A 16750-nucleotide genomic window follows, 5' to 3' on the forward strand; every position below is an offset into this window, starting at 1 on the left:
CGCGCCGGGTGAGCGGCTGGGCTCGCGCCGGGTGAGCGGCCGGGCTCAGCGCAGGGTGAGCTGGCGACCGAGCAGTCCCTGCCGGGCCCGTCGCGCCGCCGCGTCCAGCGGTTCGGTGTCGGCGAGTGCCTCCGCGTACCGCTTCGCGAACTCGGCCAGCGGCGCCTCCCACTCGGCGGCCTCGGGCACGCCGGGGATGTCCCACACCGGCACGAGCAGGCCGTGTGCCCGGAACATCCCGGCGAACTTCGTCCCGTCGCCGAGTAGCAGCTCACCCGCCGCGGCGAGCCGCGACAGCGCCGCCAACGCGGCATCCTCCTGGTCCGGCAGCACCCAACGGACGTGCCCCTTGTCCGGCACCCGGCACCAGTACGCGGCCGGTGCGGCCGCGAGCCGTACGGTCGGGTAGATCGAGGCGTTCGCCCGCTCCAGGGATGCCTTGACGTTCGAGTCGTCGGCCGCGTCTTCGTCGAGCCAGAACTCGAAACCGTCGTGCATCGTCACGTCGAGCGGACCGTCGACGAGGACGTCCTGCAACCGTGGACCCTCACCGGGCAGGGCGGGCACCGACACGGTGCCACCGGGCGCGGTCTGCAGCGCGCACAGGATCGCCACGGCCAGGTCTCGGGAGACGTCGCCGGACTGCACGTGGCGCTGGAGGCCGATGAAGATCCGGCCGTCGGGCTTGGTCATCGCGGGCCAGGCCATCGGCAGCACCGTGGCCAGCGTGACCGGGCGGTCACCGAAGCGCTCCACCAGGTCGGGGGCGAGCGTCAGCGGAGCCGACGCCGCGGGCACCAGCTCCCGCAGGGCGATCCACTCGGCCTCGTCGGCGAGGCCCTCGAACGGTCGGGGGACGAAGATGTCACGTACCTTTTCGCGCTTCGGCGCTTGGTCGGCGGACCGGGGGTTCTTTCGACGCTTACTCACGGCGAAACAGCCTAGGCCCCGGCGGCGTCCCGTGGGACGCGTACCGGGTAAATGGCCGCCGCTACGACAGCTCCGCCCACACGCTCTGCCCCAGCCCGTCGCGCTCCACACCCCAGCGGCCGGACAGCGCCGCCACGATGCACAGGCCACGGCCGTCGAGCGACTCCGGGCCGACCGTACGCAGCGTCGGCGGTGCCTGCGCGCCGCCGTCGGTGACCCGTACCTCGACGATGTCGGCGTCGACCCCGGGCCGCAGCCGCCACGACACCCGGACGACCCCGCCCGGCAGTGGGTCGGCGTGCCGTACGGCGTTTCCGACCAACTCGGCGACCACGGCGACGGCATCGGAGAGCAGCTCCGGCGGTACGACGTCGGAGAGTTCCGCCGCGAGCCGGTGCCGGGCGATGCGGGCTCCCCCGGTGTGGTGAGGGACGACCACGCACCAGGATCGTTCGGCCAACGCCATGGACACGATCGTGCCTCCTCGGACATTCCGGCGGCGGGCCGCGCCGTCTCATCCGCGGGGCAGCCGCACCTCTGCGACCGTACCGCCCCCGTCGCGCGGACGCAGGGAGACCCAGCCGTTCTGTCGCTCGACGATCCGCCGTACCAGGAAGAGTCCGAGACCGGCGCCGGGGTAACGCCGCCGGTCGCCCGATTCGCCCTGCCAGAAGCGGTCGAACGCGCGCTCCACGTGATCGGGACGTACCCCGATGCCGCGGTCGCTAACCCGGAACACGACGGTCCGTCGGTCGGCCTCGGCGGTCAGCTCGATCAGGGTGTCGGGTGGCGAGTACTTGTCGGCGTTGGTCGCCAGTTCGGTGAGCACCGTGGCCAGGCTGGCCCGGTCGCCGAACGCCTTGGGCAGGTCACCGGGCAGGTCGACGACCAGCCGTCGGCGCAGGTCCGCCGGCAGGTCCAGGGCCGCCGCCCGCAGCGCCTCGACCAGGTCGAACGGTACGGGCGGGGCGTCGCCGACCGGGCCGATGTCGTCGGCCGCCGACAGGAGCCGGTCGAGCAGGCGGGCCAACTCGTCGGCACGCTGCCCGATGACCCGGGCCGCCTGCCTGCGGTCGGGGTCGGTCAGCGAGTCCCAGTGGTTGCACAGCGTGTCGGCGTACCCCTTGATGACGGTGACCGGAGTTCGCAGCTCGTGGCTGGTGACCGCGACGAACAGGTCGTGGTCGCGCCGGTGCTGGTCGGTGATGTCGCGGAACGTCACCACCCGCGACGAGATCGCGCCGGGCAGGTCGCCGGAGGTGATCGTCAACCACCGACCGTCCGGCAGCTTGTGGTCGACCACCTGCCCTGCCGGCGGCAGCGGGAACGGTGCCGGGCGGTTGAGGATCTGCGCCGCCGGATGCCCGGTCACCTGCTCGGCCGCCGGGTTCCACAGCCGGACGTAGCCGTCCCGGTCGACGATCGCCAGGCCGTCGGCGAGCGCCGCCACCACCGGGCCGTCACCGTGGATCGGCAGCCCGGCCTGGTCGCCGTACATGTGGGCGGCGCAGGCGGCGAGGTAGGCGAGCAGGGCGTGGTGCTCGGCGGAGTCGGCCGGATCGCCGTACGCGTGCCGGGTGCGGCCGGCGGGCGGGTCGGCGTAGTAGGCGTGGAGGCTGCCGACCACCAGTCCGCCGACCTCGGCCCGGGCCGAGATCACCCGGTGCAGCCCGTGCCCGGCGAGCTGGTGCGCCAGGTCACCGGGGAGTTCGCCGATCAGGGCCTCGTCGGTGCGAGGGCCGTGCATCAGCCGCGCCGCCGCCGGACCGGTGCGGTCGACCGGCCGGCCGAGCGCCCAACCGACCCCGCCGGTGGCCGCGATGATCCGTCCGCTGTCCGGCCGGTATTCCACGAACGCCATGCCGCCCGCGCCGAGGGCACGCTCGGCGACCCGGAGCAGGTGGGTGAGGACGGGAATCCCTGCCTCGCCGGAGTTGGTCATCTCGATGACGACGGTCTGGCCGGCGATCAGAGCGGCGTAGTCGGGGCGCTCCGGCATGCCCCGAGTCTGCCAACTCCCGCGTGTTTTGGGCAGTCCTGGCACTCAACGTCCGAGCCGCTGGAGGACCAGAGCCGGCCGATCGGTGATGATCCCGTCCACCCCGTGGCCGATTACCAGGTCGAGGTCGTCCGGCTCGTTCACCGTCCACACGAAGACCCGGTTGCCGGCGGCCCGCAGCTTCGGTACGAGCTGCGGCCGGGCCCGGACCAGGCCGATGCCCGGCCCGGCGATCCGGGCGCCGAACGGCAGCCGGCCGACCCGCAACCCGGGCGGCAGCATCTCCAGCAGCAGCGCCGTCGGCAGTCCCGGCGCGAGTTCGCGCATCCGCCGGACGGCCAGCGGCGAGAACGACATCACGGTGACCTGGACCGGATGGTCCGGGGCGGGGTCGAGCAGTCCCCGGGCCCGCAGTGTCGCCACCAGGGTGCGTTCGACGGTCGCGCCCCGCCGGGACGGGTGTTTGGTCTCGATCAGCAGTCGCACCGGGCGTCCGGCGTCGTGTAACGCGTCGAGCAGCCGGTCGAGGGTGAGCAGCCGGGTCCGGGACGGGTCGGCGGGTATGTCCGTGACCCGGTCGTCGGAGAGCGCGGCGGTGTGCCAGGAGCCGAAGTCCAGTTCGTCGAGTTCGGCGAGCGTACGGGCACTGACCCGGCCGGTGCCGTTGCTGGTGCGGTCCAGCCGCCGGTCGTGCACGCAGACGAGGTGCCCGTCGCGGGTGAGCCGTACGTCGCACTCGACCCCGTCGGCACCCTCTTCGATCGCGCGCAGGTAGGCCGCGAGGGTGTGCTCCGGCAGCAGCGCCGAGGAGCCCCGGTGGGCGAAGACCAGCGGTCCGTTCACAGCACGCGGGCCGGCTGCCCGTCCGTGCTGACGACCGGGCGGCCGGCGGCGGCCCAGTCGTGCATGCCGCCCGCGACGTTGCGTACGTTGTCCCACCCGTTGCTCATCAGATAGCCGACGACCTGGCCCGACCGCCCGCCGGAGCGGCAGATCACGACCACGTCGCCTTCGGTGGGCACCTCGGAGAGCCGGGCCGGGATCTCCATCATCGGGATGTGGTGGGCCCCGGGCGCGTGCCCGGCCGACCACTCGTCGGGCTCGCGTACGTCGAGCACGTAGGCGTCGTCGGCGATCTGGGGCACGCTCACGGAGGGGATCTGGCGTCCGAACACGGCTACCAAGCTTAGGGCGTGCTCCTTCGACGTGCCGCCGGCCGGTCCTACAGCCGATTCACCCAGTTCGGATTGCGGGTCGTCCAGTCCCGCATCCCGGCCTGCCGCAGGGCGCCGAAGAGGGAGTCGGCGGCCGGGTCGAGCATCGAGTACGACGATCCGGCCACGTCCTGCGCGTGCGCCGGCATCTGCACCCCGAGCAGCGTCTCCGGGCGCAGGCCGCGCAACGCGAACGCCAGGTCCTCGACCGGTACCCCGCCGGTGTCGACCGTGAACGAGGCGCCGACCGCCCGGATGAGCTGGTCGAGCTTGACGGGCTGGGTGACCAGGCCGCCCAGGTCGACCTTCTGCAGTATCGCCTTCAGCAGTTGCTGCTGGTGGCGCTGCCGGTCGTAGTCCCCGTTCGGCAGGTCGTAGCGCTGGCGTACGTAGTCGAGGGCCCGCGCGCCGTCCATCTGCTGGCAGCCGGTGGTGAACAGGTGGCCGGTGTGGATCGACCGCACCTCGCTGTCGACGCACATCTCGACCCCGCCGATCAGGTCGATGACCCGGCGGAACCCGGAGAAGTCGAGGATGGCGGCACCGTCGAACCGGACGCCGGTGAACAGGGTGACCGTGGCCGAGAGCAGTTTGGCCCCGCTGGCGCCGGCGTTGCCGAACTGGAAGGCGGCGTTGATCCGGTCGGTGCCGCCGGAGTAGCCGGCGGCCGGGTCGGCCGGGATCTGGACGAGCAGGTCGCGGGGGACCGAGACGAGGTAGGCCCGGTCCAGCCCGGCCGGGACGTGGACGATGAGGATCGAGTCGGCGCGCTGGCCGGCATCCGGGTTGGAGGCGCGCAGGTCGGAGCCGATGAGCAGGTAGTTGAGCGGGCCGGTGACGCCATTCCGGTCGCCCCGGGCGTCGGGGGCGAGGAGCTGGTCGGTCGTCACCGAGCCGCCGTACCGGTCGGTGAGGCTGCGCAGCCCGGTCAGTCCCGCCGCGGCGACGACCAGCAGCACCAGGCCCAGGGTGATCAGGGCGCGGGTCCAGCGTGGGGCGGGCGGCCGGGGCGCTTCCGCGTCGTCCCGGGGCCGTACGGCCAGCGCGCCGCCCCGCTCGGTGCCGGTCGGGCGGTTCCGGTCCGGGTCCGCCCGTTCGGATCTGGACGTGACGCCTCCCTACGCACGGCGTGAACCCTTCTCACGTCAGCGTAGGGATGACTTGCCCGAGTTGATGGTGTTTTGCCGACCTTGGGTGGTGCTACGACTTGTTGTTCGCCATCACGGTCGGGTTGTTCATGACGAACTCGGCGAGCCGGTCGTTCTTGACCGCCTCGAACATCTCGAGACTGATCGGCTGGAGCGCCTCGCGGCCGGAGTTGTTGCCGTTGAAGGTGCCGCCGTTGGTGCGCAGCATCACCATGTCGTTGGCCGCGACGCCCCGCAGGGTGAAGACGAAGTCGGCGACCGGCGTGCCGGCGGTGTCCAGGACGAACGCCTCACCGGCCGCCTTCATCAACTCGTTGATCTTCATCGGGTTGGTCATGGCCCCGCTGTCGACGGCCTTCTTGGCGATCGCCTTGACCAGTTGCTGCTGGTTCTTCTGGCGGTCGTAGTCGCCGTTGTCCAGGCCGTAGCGCTGCCGGGAGTAGTCCAGCGCCTCCCAGCCCTTCATCTCCCGGCAGCCCTTCTTGTAGACCACCGGGTTCAGCTTCTCGCCCGGGTGCCGCTCCTTGTCGGAGATGTAGACCGGGTATCCGTCCCGCTCCCGGGTCAGCATGTGGATCGACTCGACCTCCTGGTCGACGCACATCCGCACACTGCCGAGCGCGTCGATGATGCCCTTGAAGCCGCTGAAGTCGATGATCGCGGCGCCGTTGAAGGTGATGCCGCTGAAGTTCTTGATGGTCTGGGCGACCAACTGGGCCCCACCGGACCACTCGCCACCGTTCTGGGCGCCCGCGTGGAACATGTCGGTGATCTTCCCGACCCCGCCCTGGAAGCCGCTCTTCGGGAACGCCGGGGCGGTCACCTCCGTGTCCCGGGGGATGGAGATCAGGTATGCCTGGTCGTGGGTAGCCGGGATGTGCAGGATGATGATGGTGTCGGCCCGGGTGTCGTTCTTGTCCCAGCCCTTCCTGAGGTCGACACCGAGCAGCAGCATGTTGATCGGCCCGTCAAGGTCGTTGCCGCCCTGGTCGTTCGTGCCGGCGATGCCCAGCAGGTCGTCCTGTGCGATGTTGCTGGTCGCCTGGTCGATGATGACCTTGGTGCCGACGATGGCCCCTCCGCTGACCATCATCAGGAACGCGCCCGCGATCACCAGTAGCCGCGACCAGAGCGGATCCTTGCGTTTGGTGCGCTTCGCCGGCTTCGAATGGCTCCGTGCGGTGGCCGAACGGCTGGGCGGGGGTGCCGAACGGGCCGATCGGGTCCGTCTGGGGGTCTCGACGGGCATTGGTACTCCAGGGGCGGGACGATGGGCCGACGTCACTGTACGGACACCGATCCGTTCTCGCGAGCCCCCATCCTGTTTCGATTTTGTGACCAATACTGGTCGGTAGCCTCCGCGACGCCGCCGGGGCGGCCGGGCACCCGCCCACTCCGCCCCGCCGTACCCGGCTTGACCAGGCGATCAGCCGCCGTTGTCGGCCGACGGCGACGGTTCGGCGTTCGCCCGCACCCAGTCGGCCATCTTGTCGGCCGCCATCGCCTTGTACATCGCGAGCGCCTTCTCCCGGTCCGAGACGACCACCGACTCGCCGTTGATGGTCTCGCTGCCGTTGTGCGGGCTGGTCATGAAGCGCAGGTTGTCGCCCCGCAGGTTGCGGAACTTGACCGCCATGTCGACCAGCGAGAACCCCTCGTCGACGGTGACCGCGGCGGTCGTGGCCTTGAGGAAGTCGTTCATCTTCTTCGGGTTGGTCAGCGTGCCGGTGCTCACCGCCTTGTCCATCAGCGCCCGCAGGAACTCCTGCTGGTGGCGCATCCGGGCGAAGTCACCGTCCGGGAACTGCTTGCGCTGGCGGATCCAGTCGAGCGCCTCGGTGCCGTTCATGTGGTTCGTACCCTTGCTGAACTTGCGGTACGGCTTGTGGATCGAGGTGGTGTCCTGCTCGACGTACAGTTCCACCCCGCCGAGAGCGTCGGTGACCTCCTTGAACCCACCGAAGTCGACGGCCATGACGTGGTCCATCCGGATATCGGTGAAGCACTCCACCGTGTGTACGGCGAGTGGCAGGCCGCCCCACGCGAACGCCGCGTTGATCTTCGACCGCTGTCCCGAACCGCAGGGCGCGCCCGCGTTCTCCGGAATCGGCACGTAGAGGTCGCGCGGGATGGAGACCAGGTACGCCTCGTCGTGCGAGGCCGGGATGTGCATGATGATCACCGTGTCGGCGCGCCACTCGCCGGGCTGGTCCAGCGGGGCATCCGGATCACGGGAGTCGGTGCCGACCAGGAGGATGTTGAGCGCCCCGGTGACCGACTCGGGTCGTCCACCGGTGATGTCCGAGAACGCGTCGGTGCGGTCCAGGTCGCTTTCCAGGCTGCTCGCGTACACCCACATACCCCCGGCGCCCAGCAGGCTGAGCACCAGCACCGCGAGCCCGGCCACCAGGGCGATCCGGCCCCACCTGGGACGTGGCCCGCGCCGGCCCGACCGGACCGTTCCGCCGGACCGGCCGTAGGGCGGGCGAGGCCCGCCGCCGGACCCACCGCCCGACGCGGGGTGGCCCGGCTGCCGAGCGCCGGCTTGACCGCCGACCCGGGCACGGCCGGAAATCCGGCCCGAACCGCCGGAGCCGGCCTGAGGGATCGAAGACCGGCGGTATGAGCCATCGTGGGGAGACGTCCTGGCTGCCATGCTTTTCAGAGTACGGACAGATGCGAAAAGCGCAGTTCAGGCACGACGATGGCGGCACGAAGTCGGGACCGCCCCTCCCCCGATCAGTTCAGGTGAGCGCTGAAGTGGGCGATCGTGCGGCGCAGGCCATCCTCGGGCGGCACCGACGGGGTATAGCCGAGCCGCTCCCGGGCCAGGGTCAGATCGGGGCGACGCATCTCCGGGTCGTCGGCGGTCCGGGTGAGGTAGGTGACGGTCGACGTGCTGCCGGTCAGTGACACGATCAGCTCCGCCAGGTCGCGCATCGTCACCTCGTGTTCGGTGCCGCAGTTGACCGGACCGGTCTCGGACGAGTCGAGCAGCAGCAGGATGCCCTTGACCAGGTCGTCGACGTAGCAGATGGACCGGGTCTGGGTGCCGGTGCCGTGCACCGTGATCGGCTCGCCGCGCAGCGCCTGGGTGATGAACGTCGGGATGGCCCGGCCGTCGTCGGGCCGCATCCGGGGACCGTACGTGTTGAAGATCCGTACGATGCCGACGTCGGCGCCCCGGTAGCGGTGGTAGGCCATCGTCGTGGCCTCGGCGAACCGCTTGGCCTCGTCGTAGACGCTGCGGATGCCGACCGGGTTGACGTTGCCCCAGTACGACTCCGGCTGCGGGTGGACCAGCGGGTCGCCGTACGCCTCGGACGTCGACGCCATGATGAACCTGGCACCGTCGGTGACCGCCCGTTCGAGCAGGTGGATGGTGGCCAGCGAACCCACCCGCAGGATCTCGACCGGCAGGGTGGCGAAATCCTTCGGACTCGCCGGCGACGCCATGTGCATGATGGCGTCGAACCGCTCGGCCACGGCCGGGTGGTGCACCGGCAGACCGTCCGAAACATCCGCCTCCACCAGCGTGAACAGCGGGTTTTCGGCCAGGTGGGCAACGTTGTTCTTGGATCCGGTCACGAAGTTGTCGATCGCGACGACGGTGCAGCCCCGGGCCAGCAGCGCATCGACGAGATGCGACGGCATGAAGCCCGCACCGCCGGTGACGAGGATTCGCTGACCTTTTCCATAACGTTGAGCTACCACCATGCCGTCAGCCTACTTGTCGCGATCGGGCGCGGCATGAGGTGAGTGGACCTCGGCGCCCGACCCGCCGGTGCCGGGTGGGTGTCGACCCACCCGGCACCGGTCGCGGTCAGTGCGCGCCGTGTCCGGTCAGCGACCTGACCTCCAGTTCGGCGTACTTGTCCTCGTCGCGTTCCTTGGAGATCACCGTCCCGATCCAGCCGGCGAGGAAGCCGAGCGGGATCGAGATGATGCCCGGGTTGGACAGCGGGAACCACTGCCAGTCCGCGTCGGGGAACATCGACGACGGGGCACCGGAGACCACCGGGGAGAAGAAGACCAGCACCACCGCGGCGAGCAGGCCGCCGTAGATCGACCAGACCGCGCCCGAGGTGTTGAACCGTTTCCAGAACAGGCTGTAGAGGATCGCCGGCAGGTTGCCGGAGGCGGCGACCGCGAAGGCCAGCGCCACCAGGAACGCCACGTTGAGGTTCTGCGCGAAGATCGACAACACGATGGAGACCGCGCCGATCACGAAGGCGGAGATCCGGGCCACCCGTACCTCCTGGCGCTCCGACGCCTCGCCCCGCTTGAGCACGTTGGCGTAGAAGTCGTGGGCCAGGCTGGACGACGAGGCCAGGGTCAGGCCGGCCACCACCGCCAGGATGGTGGCGAACGCGACCGCGGCGATCACCGCGAGCATCGCCGCGCCGCCGAGTTCGCCGCCGAAGAAGTCGACGCCGAGGGCCTGGGCGAGCTGTGGTGCCGCGGTGTTTCCGGCCGCGTCCTGGGTGGTGATCGCCTCGCCGCCGACCAGGGCCGCCGCGCCGAAGCCCAGGGCCAGGGTGAACAGGTAGAAGGTGCCGATGATGCCGATCGCCCACAGCACGCTCTTGCGGGCCGCCTTGGCCGTCGGCACCGTGTAGAAGCGGATCAGGATGTGTGGCAGGCCGGCGGTGCCGAGTACCAGCGCGATGCCCAGCGACAGCAGGTCCATCTTGTTGTAGAAGGTCTGTGTCGCGTTGCCGGCGACCTCGACGCCGTATCTCAGCCCGGGTTCGAGGAACGCGTTGCCTTTGCCGGAGGTGGCCGCCGCGTCGCCGAGCAGCGCCGACAGGTTGAACTTGTAGTGCGCCAGCACCAGCACCGTCATGATCAGCGCGCCGCCCATCAGCAGGAACGCCTTGACGATCTGCACGTAGGTGGTGCCCTTCATGCCGCCGACCGTCACGTAGATGATCATCAGGGCGCCGACCAGGATGATGGTGGCGACCTTGGCGGTGTCGGCGTCCATGCCGAGGAACGTCGTGCCGGGCCGGATGCCGAGCAGCAGCGCCACCAGGGCGCCCGCGCCGACCATCTGGGCCAGCAGGTAGAAGATCGACACGGTGATCGTGGAGACGGCGGCGGCGGTACGCACCGGACGCTGCCGCATCCGGAACGCCAGCACGTCGGCCATCGTGTATCGGCCCGAGTTCCGGAGCAGCTCCGCCACCAGCAGCAGGGCCACCAGCCAGGCGACGAGGAAGCCGATCGAGTAGAGGAAGCCGTCGTAGCCGTACAGGGCGATCATGCCGGCGATGCCGAGGAACGACGCCGCCGACATGTAGTCGCCGCCGATCGCCATCCCGTTCTGGAAGCCGGAGAACGACCGGCCACCGGCGTAGAAGTCGGTGGCGGTTTTGGTCTGCCGGCTGGCCCAGAGCGTGATGCCCAGCGTCACCGCGACGAACACCAGGAACAGCGTGATGGTCAGGGTCCGGGCGGTGCTGTTGCCGGCCTCGGCGGCGAGGTTGCGTACGCCGTCGACGACGCCGTCGAGCGTCAGGTTGCCGCTCACCGCTTGTCACCCTTCCCTTCGAGGTCGGCGTGGATCCGTTCGGCGATCGGGTCCACCTTCCGGGCGGCGTACCGGGAGTACAGCCAGGCGATCAGGAACGTGGTGACGAACTGGAGCAGGCCGAAGAGAAGGGCGATGTTGATGTTGCCGAACAGTTTGGTGCCCATGAAGTCCCGCGCGTACGCGGAGAGGATCACGTAGAGCGCGTACCAGAGGAAGAACGCGACGGTCATCGGGAAGATGAAGCCGCGCAACGCCTTGCGTAGCCCGGCGAACTCGTCCGACCGCTGCACGACGACGTATCGGTCCGGCGTGGACGTGGTCGGCGCGGGTGTATCCGTACTCATGCGGGTCACCACCTTTGTGCAGGACGTGAGTGGGTCCTGCGCACCGTAGGGAGGTGTACCCATCGACGGGAAGCTGTGATCCTCGTCATTGCGACCGGGTGCGCCGAACGGGCGATTGGCTGCGCCGAGTGACCCCGGTCACGTCGCCGAACGGCGGAGAAGACGCTGATCGCGGGATCAGGTGCGGTAGCGGCCCCGGTGGTGGATCAATGGTCCCGGGTCGTCGTCACCCAGTTCGACGTGCTCGATCGTCGCCTCGACCAGCAGCGCCCAGCCGTACTCGCGGGCGCCGTCGAGGCGGCACCCGGCCCAGCCGCCGGCGTCGGCCGGCACCGGGCCGTAGTCGGTCTCCGTCCAGTCGTGCCCCCTGAAGAGGCCGCCGGGTGCCGGCATCAGGCCGGCGAAGCGGTCGGCGAGCTGCCGGTGGGCCGGCCCGAGCGGCGCGACGGCGAAGCGCCCGGCGGCGGACACCGCCGCCCACAGGTCGGACTCGTCGTCGACCAGACCGAGCAGCCGGCCCGGTTCGCCGTCGGCGACCAGCGTGGACGACACGGTCAGGCCCGCCGGTCCGGGCGCCGTCCACAGCGTCACGGCCGCCGCCAGCCGGCCCCGCAACCGGCGTACGGGCGACCGCTCGTGGGCCGGCGCGGCGAACGGGTCGGTGTGGTGGATACGTCCACCCGGCTCCGGATGATTCACGTGAAACATTGTCCCCGGCTAGCGGCGCGGGGTGACGGTCTGCAACAGCTCCGGCATCCGGCGGTCGAGGATGTCGCCGGTGATGTACGTGCCCAGCGCCACCGCGCCGTAGCCGTAGCCGATGCCGACCGGAAGCGCCAGCCACAGCCAGAAGTCGGGCAGCAGCGCCGTGGCGATGATCATCGGCAGGCCCAGGGCGGCCGATCCCACCATCGCCACCAGGCTGAGCATGCTCTTGGCCACGCCGGCACCGGTGTTGATCGCGAACGGGTTCGACGTCTCCGGCAGCGCGTACGCGGCGGCCACCGACATGACCAGGTTGACCGCCAGTCCGGTGCCGTACGCGGCGGCGACGGTGCCACCGATCATCCCGATCCAGCCCGGCTCGCCGAGCAGGAGGCCGAAGCCGACCGTGACCAGGGCCAGGAACGGCACGATGTACAGCGAGAACGCCGCCACCCGGGCCTGGAGTTCCACCCGGCCGGGTACCCCAGCGACGACGTTGGCCGCGTACGCGCTCCCGTCGAAGCCGAACTGGTTGGCCAGGGTGACCGCGGCGAGTATGCCGACGAAGAGCATCGACAGGGCGACGGTCGTCGGCGAGGCGGTCAGGCCGGAGACGTCGCCGTTGAATTCGAACGAGGTGAAGTTGATCATCACCGGGACGAAGATGCCGACGATCGCCAGCGTGATCAGGTTGGCCCGGCGACGGGCGTCCCGCCACCAGTAGCGCGCCTCGCGGGCGACCAGCGCACCGAACCGGGAACGCGGCACCCAGCGCAGGCTCGCCGGGAAGAGTTGGTCGACGGCCTGCCCGGGCTCGCCCTTCGCGGCCCGGGCCGGACCGCCGCTGACCGCGCCGACCATCGCCGACTCCAGCGACCGCGACCACCACCAGAGCAGCAGCGACAGGGTCGCCGCGAGCAGCGCGAGCTTGACCGGTACGGCCCACAGTCGCCCGTCCGCGACGTCCAGGCCCATCGTGTACGGGGCACCGAACGGCGTCCACCCGATGATCTCCGCAGCACTGCTGAACCGGCGCCAGTCGGTGTTCTCCGCCGCGCCGAGCACGGCGATCTGCAACGGGCCGAGCAGCGCCGCGAGTACGGCCAGCAGCACGGCTGCCAGATCGCGGACCCGCCGCGACCGCAGCATCGTGGCGAAGGCGCTGGTCACCGCCCGGCTCACCGCGACGCACAGGAAAAGCCCGGCGACCACGCCGACCGCGGCGACGAGCGCGGCGAACCAGCCGCCGTGCAGCCCCGCCGACACGATCAGCCCGGACGTGGCGATCAGCAGGGCCAGCGCCGGCACGCCCACCAGGGCGGCCATGAACAGGCCACCGACCAGGGTCCGCCGGGGCAGCGGCAGCAGCGCGAACCGGGCCGGGTCGAGCGTCTCGTCGACGCCGAAGAAGACCAACGGCAACAACAGCCAGCCGAGCACCAGGGCACCGCCACCGAACGCCGCCGCCAGGCGGGCGATGCCGATGTCGTCGGCCACCCCGGTGACCGCGAAGAGCAGGAATCCCATGGCCGCGAAGAACAGCCCGACCAGGCCGCCGCCGACGAACAGGCCGATCCGCCAGGCCTGGCCACGGAAGTTGTTGGCCATCACCCGCAGCTTGAGCCGTACGAACAACCCGGGCGTGACCGGCCGGACACCCTGCCGGGCCGGTGCGGTCACCGCCACCGGCTCACCGACGCGCGCCGGCCCAGGACCGGCGGGGCCGCCGCCGGTGGCGGTCACAGCCATGCCAGTTCCGCACCGGTCGCGGTCCGTCCGCCGACCACCTCGACGAACACCTCCTCCAGCGAACGGTCGCCGCGCACCTCGGCGAGGGTTCCCACCCGCTTGATCGCCCCGTCGGCGAGGATCGCCACGTGGCTGCAGAGCCGCTCGACGACCTCCATCACGTGGCTGGAGAAGATCACCGTGCCGCCGCCGGCCACGTAGCGCTGGAGGATGTCGCGGATCAGGGCGGCGGAGACCGGGTCGACCGCCTCGAACGGCTCGTCGAGCACGAGCAGGCGAGGGCCGTGCAGCAGCGCGCAGGCCAGGCCGATCTTCTTCTTCATCCCCGCCGAATAGTCGACGACGAGCGTGTTTCCGGCGTCGCCGAGGGCGAGCACGTCGAGCAGTTCGTGCGCCCGCTGGTCGACCACCTGCGGGTCCATGCCGCGCAACAAGCCGTTGTACGCGAGCAGTTCGGCGCCGTTGAGCCGGTCGAAGAGACGTACGCCGTCGGGCATCACGCCGAGCAGTCGCTTCGCCTCGGTCGTGCTGCCCCACACGTCGTGGCCGAGCACCCACGCCCGTCCGTGGTCGGGGCGGAGCAGGCCGACCGCCATCGACAGGGTGGTCGTCTTGCCCGCGCCGTTCGGGCCGAGCAGCCCGTAGAAGGAACCGGCCGGAACGTCGAGGTCGACGCCGCGTACGGCGATCTTCGTCTCGAACCGTTTGGCCAGCCCGCGCAGGGCGAGTGCGGCGTGCTCACCAGTCATGAGACGACGTTATCCCGTACCCGTGAGACGCGCTCCGGCCCACGGGGGATCTTCCACTCCTCCTCGGGAAGGACCTGCCCCGGCGCGGGTTCCGGGAGGTCAGAGACGCAGCGACTCGGGCGCGTGCAGCCGGAGCATGGTCGCGCCGACGTCGAGCGGCGTACGGCGCCGGGTGGCGAGCGACACCAGCACCATCACGGCGAACGCGAGCGGCACCGTCCAGGCCGCCGGATGCGCGACCAGGGTCGCCGGCCAGCCGTCCAGCGGCGGACCGGCGACCGTGATCAGGGCAGCCACCACCGCCGCGCCGCCACCGGCGACGATCCCGGCCGCGGCGCCCGCGTCGGTCAGCCGCCGCCACCAGATGCCCAACACCAGAAGCGGGCAGAAACTGGACGCGGCCACCGCGAACGCCAACCCGACCACCTGCGAGACGTCGAGTCCGGCCACGTTGATCGCGAGCACCAGCGGCACCAGACCGGCGATCAGCGTGGCGAGCCGGAAGTCGCGTACCGAACCCCGGCCGAGCACGTCGGTCGAGATCACCCCGGCGACGCTGGTCAGCAGCCCGGACGAGGTCGACAGGAACGCGGCGAACGCCCCGGCGGCCACCAGCGCGGCCAGCAGTTGGCCGGTCAGCCCGTCGCCGAGCGCGGCGCCGGGCAGCAGTAGCACCGTCGCGTCGGTCTGGCCCGTCATCACCAACTGCGGGGTGTAGACCCGGCCGAGCACGCCGTACAGGGTGGGGAAGAGATAGAACAGCCCGACGAGCGCCAGCACCACCAGCGTCGTCCGGCGGGCGGCGGCCCCGTCCGGGTTGGTGTAGAAGCGGACGAGTACGTGCGGAAGCCCCATCGTGCCCAGAAACGTCGCCAGGATCAGTGAATAGGTGGCGAACAGCCCGCCACCCTCCTGCGTCGGATCGCCGGGCAGCAGCCAGTCCAACCCGTCCGGCACCCCTGCCACCTGCGGCACCGGATCACCGGCGGCGAACGACAGCTCGTCGCCGGGGCGTACCCGGATGGTGGTGCCGTCGCCGAGGGTGAGGGTCGCGGACTGCTCGACCACGACGGCGGTCGCGGTCCGGAACGCCGGACCGTCCGGCGGGGTGATCGCCGGCCGCCCGTCGGCCTGCCACTGCAGGACCAGGAAGATCGCGGGTACGGCGAGCGCGGTGAGCTTCAGCCAGTACTGGAACGCCTGCACGAAGGTGATCGCCCGCATCCCGCCCAGCGCCACGTTCGCGGTGACGACCGCGCCGACCAGCACCGCCCCCAGCTCGTACGGGCTGCCGGTCACCGTGCTCAGGGTCAGGCCGGCGCCCTGCAACTGCGGTACGAGGTAGAGCCAGCCGATGAAGATCACGAAGACGGTGGCCAGCTTGCGCAGCCGGCGCGAACCGAGCCGCACCTCGCAGAAGTCGGGCAGGGTGAAGGCGCCCGAGCGGCGCAACGGCCCGGCCACGAAGAGCAGCAGGGCCAGGTAGCCGGCGGCGAACCCGACCGGATACCAGAGCATGTCGACACCCTCGGCGAGGATCATGCCGGCGACCCCGAGGAACGACGCCGCCGACAGGTATTCGCCGCCGATCGCCGACGCGTTCCAGGTCGGGCTGACCGTACGCGAGGCGACCAGGAAGTCCGACGTCGTCCGGGCCAGCCGTAGGCCGTAGAAGCCGATCGCGGCGGTGACCAGGGTGACCGCGACGATGCCCGGAACGATGTACGGGTTGTCCACTCAGCGCTCCGGGCGCCGGACCACGGCGGTGAAGTCCTGCTCGTTGCGTTCGGCCAGATGGACGTACGTCCACCCGACCGCGACCAGGAACGGGAAGGAACCCAGCCCGAGCAGCAGCCACGGCAGGTCGACGCCGAGAACCCGCACGTCACTGACCGTAGGCGCGACCGCGAACAGCAACGGCAGGGCGCCGAGACCGATCGCGACGACCAGGCAGAGCCGCAGGGCGAGGGCGAGTTGGGCCCGGACCAGACCGCGTACGAGGGCCTCGCCGACCTGGGTCTGCTCGGTCAGTTCACTGCGGGTGCGGTCGTGGTCGGCCGGTCGGCGGGTGACGTCGGCGAGCACCACCCTGGTTCGCTGCGGGGGTGTGCGCGGCTGTGGTTGCCGGTCCGGGGCCGGGCGTTGGTCCGGGGCCGGACTCGGGCCCGGGGCCGGGCGTTGGTTCGTGGCCGGCCGAGGTTCCGGGGCCGGGGCGGGTGGTGGGTTCGTGGCCGGGACCGGGGCTCGGGGTGGGGGCGGGTCGGCGGGGGCCTCCATGCCGGCAGTCTGGCCGGCTGCGGCGGAAAGTCAAGACGGGCTGTTATCCACAAGGTGGACAGCTCTGTGCACAAGCTGTGGATAACTCAGATGGCCTGT

15 protein-coding genes and 1 pseudogene are annotated in these 16750 nt (G+C 70.8%); all 16 read right to left on the bottom strand.

The features are described from left to right. Positions 1-45: 45 nt before the first annotated feature. Complete coding sequence (locus tag AB0M79_RS15950) at positions 46-930, bottom strand: DUF5926 family protein (RefSeq protein ID WP_364213410.1); 885 nt, start codon at positions 928-930, stop codon at positions 46-48. A 61-nt stretch (positions 931-991) separates the two neighbouring features. Next, the gene (locus AB0M79_RS15955; RefSeq protein WP_357535249.1) at positions 992-1396 is read right to left on the bottom strand and encodes an ATP-binding protein; all 405 of its coding nucleotides are present in this window, start codon (positions 1394-1396) and stop codon (positions 992-994) included. A 48-nt stretch (positions 1397-1444) separates the two neighbouring features. Then, the gene (locus tag AB0M79_RS15960) at positions 1445-2929 is read right to left on the bottom strand and encodes an ATP-binding protein (RefSeq protein WP_364213413.1); all 1485 of its coding nucleotides are present in this window, start codon (positions 2927-2929) and stop codon (positions 1445-1447) included. 45 nt (positions 2930-2974) lie between these two features. Then, on the bottom strand, positions 2975-3772 hold the full coding sequence (locus tag AB0M79_RS15965) for a glycerophosphodiester phosphodiesterase family protein (RefSeq protein ID WP_364213416.1): 798 nt from the start codon (positions 3770-3772) through the stop codon (positions 2975-2977). Further along, positions 3769-4104 (bottom strand): rhodanese-like domain-containing protein, encoded by a 336-nt coding sequence (locus AB0M79_RS15970; protein WP_357535018.1) that lies wholly within the window; start codon positions 4102-4104, stop codon positions 3769-3771. The genes AB0M79_RS15965 and AB0M79_RS15970 overlap by 4 nt, the downstream gene beginning before the upstream one ends. Positions 4105-4151: 47 nt before the next feature. Continuing rightward, complete coding sequence (locus AB0M79_RS15975; protein ID WP_364213419.1) at positions 4152-5102, bottom strand: LCP family protein; 951 nt, start codon at positions 5100-5102, stop codon at positions 4152-4154. 241 nt (positions 5103-5343) lie between these two features. Then, positions 5344-6405, bottom strand: coding sequence for an LCP family protein (locus AB0M79_RS15980; protein ID WP_364213422.1), 1062 nt, complete (start codon positions 6403-6405; stop codon positions 5344-5346). Positions 6406-6717: 312 nt separating this feature from the next. Further along, entirely contained in the window at positions 6718-7947 is a 1230-nt protein-coding gene (locus tag AB0M79_RS15985) for an LCP family protein (RefSeq protein ID WP_364213425.1), read from the bottom strand. Positions 7948-8030: 83 nt separating this feature from the next. Next, the gene (locus AB0M79_RS15990) at positions 8031-9008 is read right to left on the bottom strand and encodes an NAD-dependent epimerase/dehydratase family protein (protein ID WP_364213428.1); all 978 of its coding nucleotides are present in this window, start codon (positions 9006-9008) and stop codon (positions 8031-8033) included. 106 nt (positions 9009-9114) lie between these two features. Beyond that, positions 9115-10812: a cation acetate symporter gene (locus AB0M79_RS15995; protein ID WP_364213619.1), complete on the bottom strand. Its 1698-nt coding sequence runs from the start codon at positions 10810-10812 to the stop codon at positions 9115-9117. Between the two features lie 8 nt (positions 10813-10820). After that, positions 10821-11171 carry a DUF485 domain-containing protein gene (locus AB0M79_RS16000; protein WP_364213431.1) on the bottom strand — a complete coding sequence of 117 codons (351 nt, stop codon included), beginning with the start codon at positions 11169-11171 and terminating at the stop codon, positions 10821-10823. Positions 11172-11348: 177 nt separating this feature from the next. Beyond that, a pseudogene (locus tag AB0M79_RS16005) lies at positions 11349-11885 on the bottom strand (flavin reductase family protein); the annotation flags it as partial. 3 nt (positions 11886-11888) lie between these two features. Further along, positions 11889-13625, bottom strand: coding sequence for an ABC transporter permease (locus AB0M79_RS16010; protein ID WP_364213434.1), 1737 nt, complete (start codon positions 13623-13625; stop codon positions 11889-11891). Beyond that, positions 13616-14374: an ABC transporter ATP-binding protein gene (locus AB0M79_RS16015; RefSeq protein WP_364213437.1), complete on the bottom strand. Its 759-nt coding sequence runs from the start codon at positions 14372-14374 to the stop codon at positions 13616-13618. The genes AB0M79_RS16010 and AB0M79_RS16015 overlap by 10 nt, the downstream gene beginning before the upstream one ends. Positions 14375-14473: 99 nt before the next feature. Continuing rightward, a complete protein-coding gene (locus tag AB0M79_RS16020) occupies positions 14474-16111 on the bottom strand; it encodes a cation acetate symporter (protein ID WP_364213440.1) in 1638 nt (545 codons plus the stop codon). Next, complete coding sequence (locus tag AB0M79_RS16025) at positions 16112-16462, bottom strand: hypothetical protein (RefSeq protein WP_364213442.1); 351 nt, start codon at positions 16460-16462, stop codon at positions 16112-16114. It lies immediately after the preceding gene. Between the last annotated feature and the right edge of the window lie 288 nt (positions 16463-16750).

Source organism: Polymorphospora sp. NPDC051019, from assembly GCF_040683055.1.
GTDB lineage: Bacteria > Actinomycetota > Actinomycetes > Mycobacteriales > Micromonosporaceae > Polymorphospora > Polymorphospora lycopeni.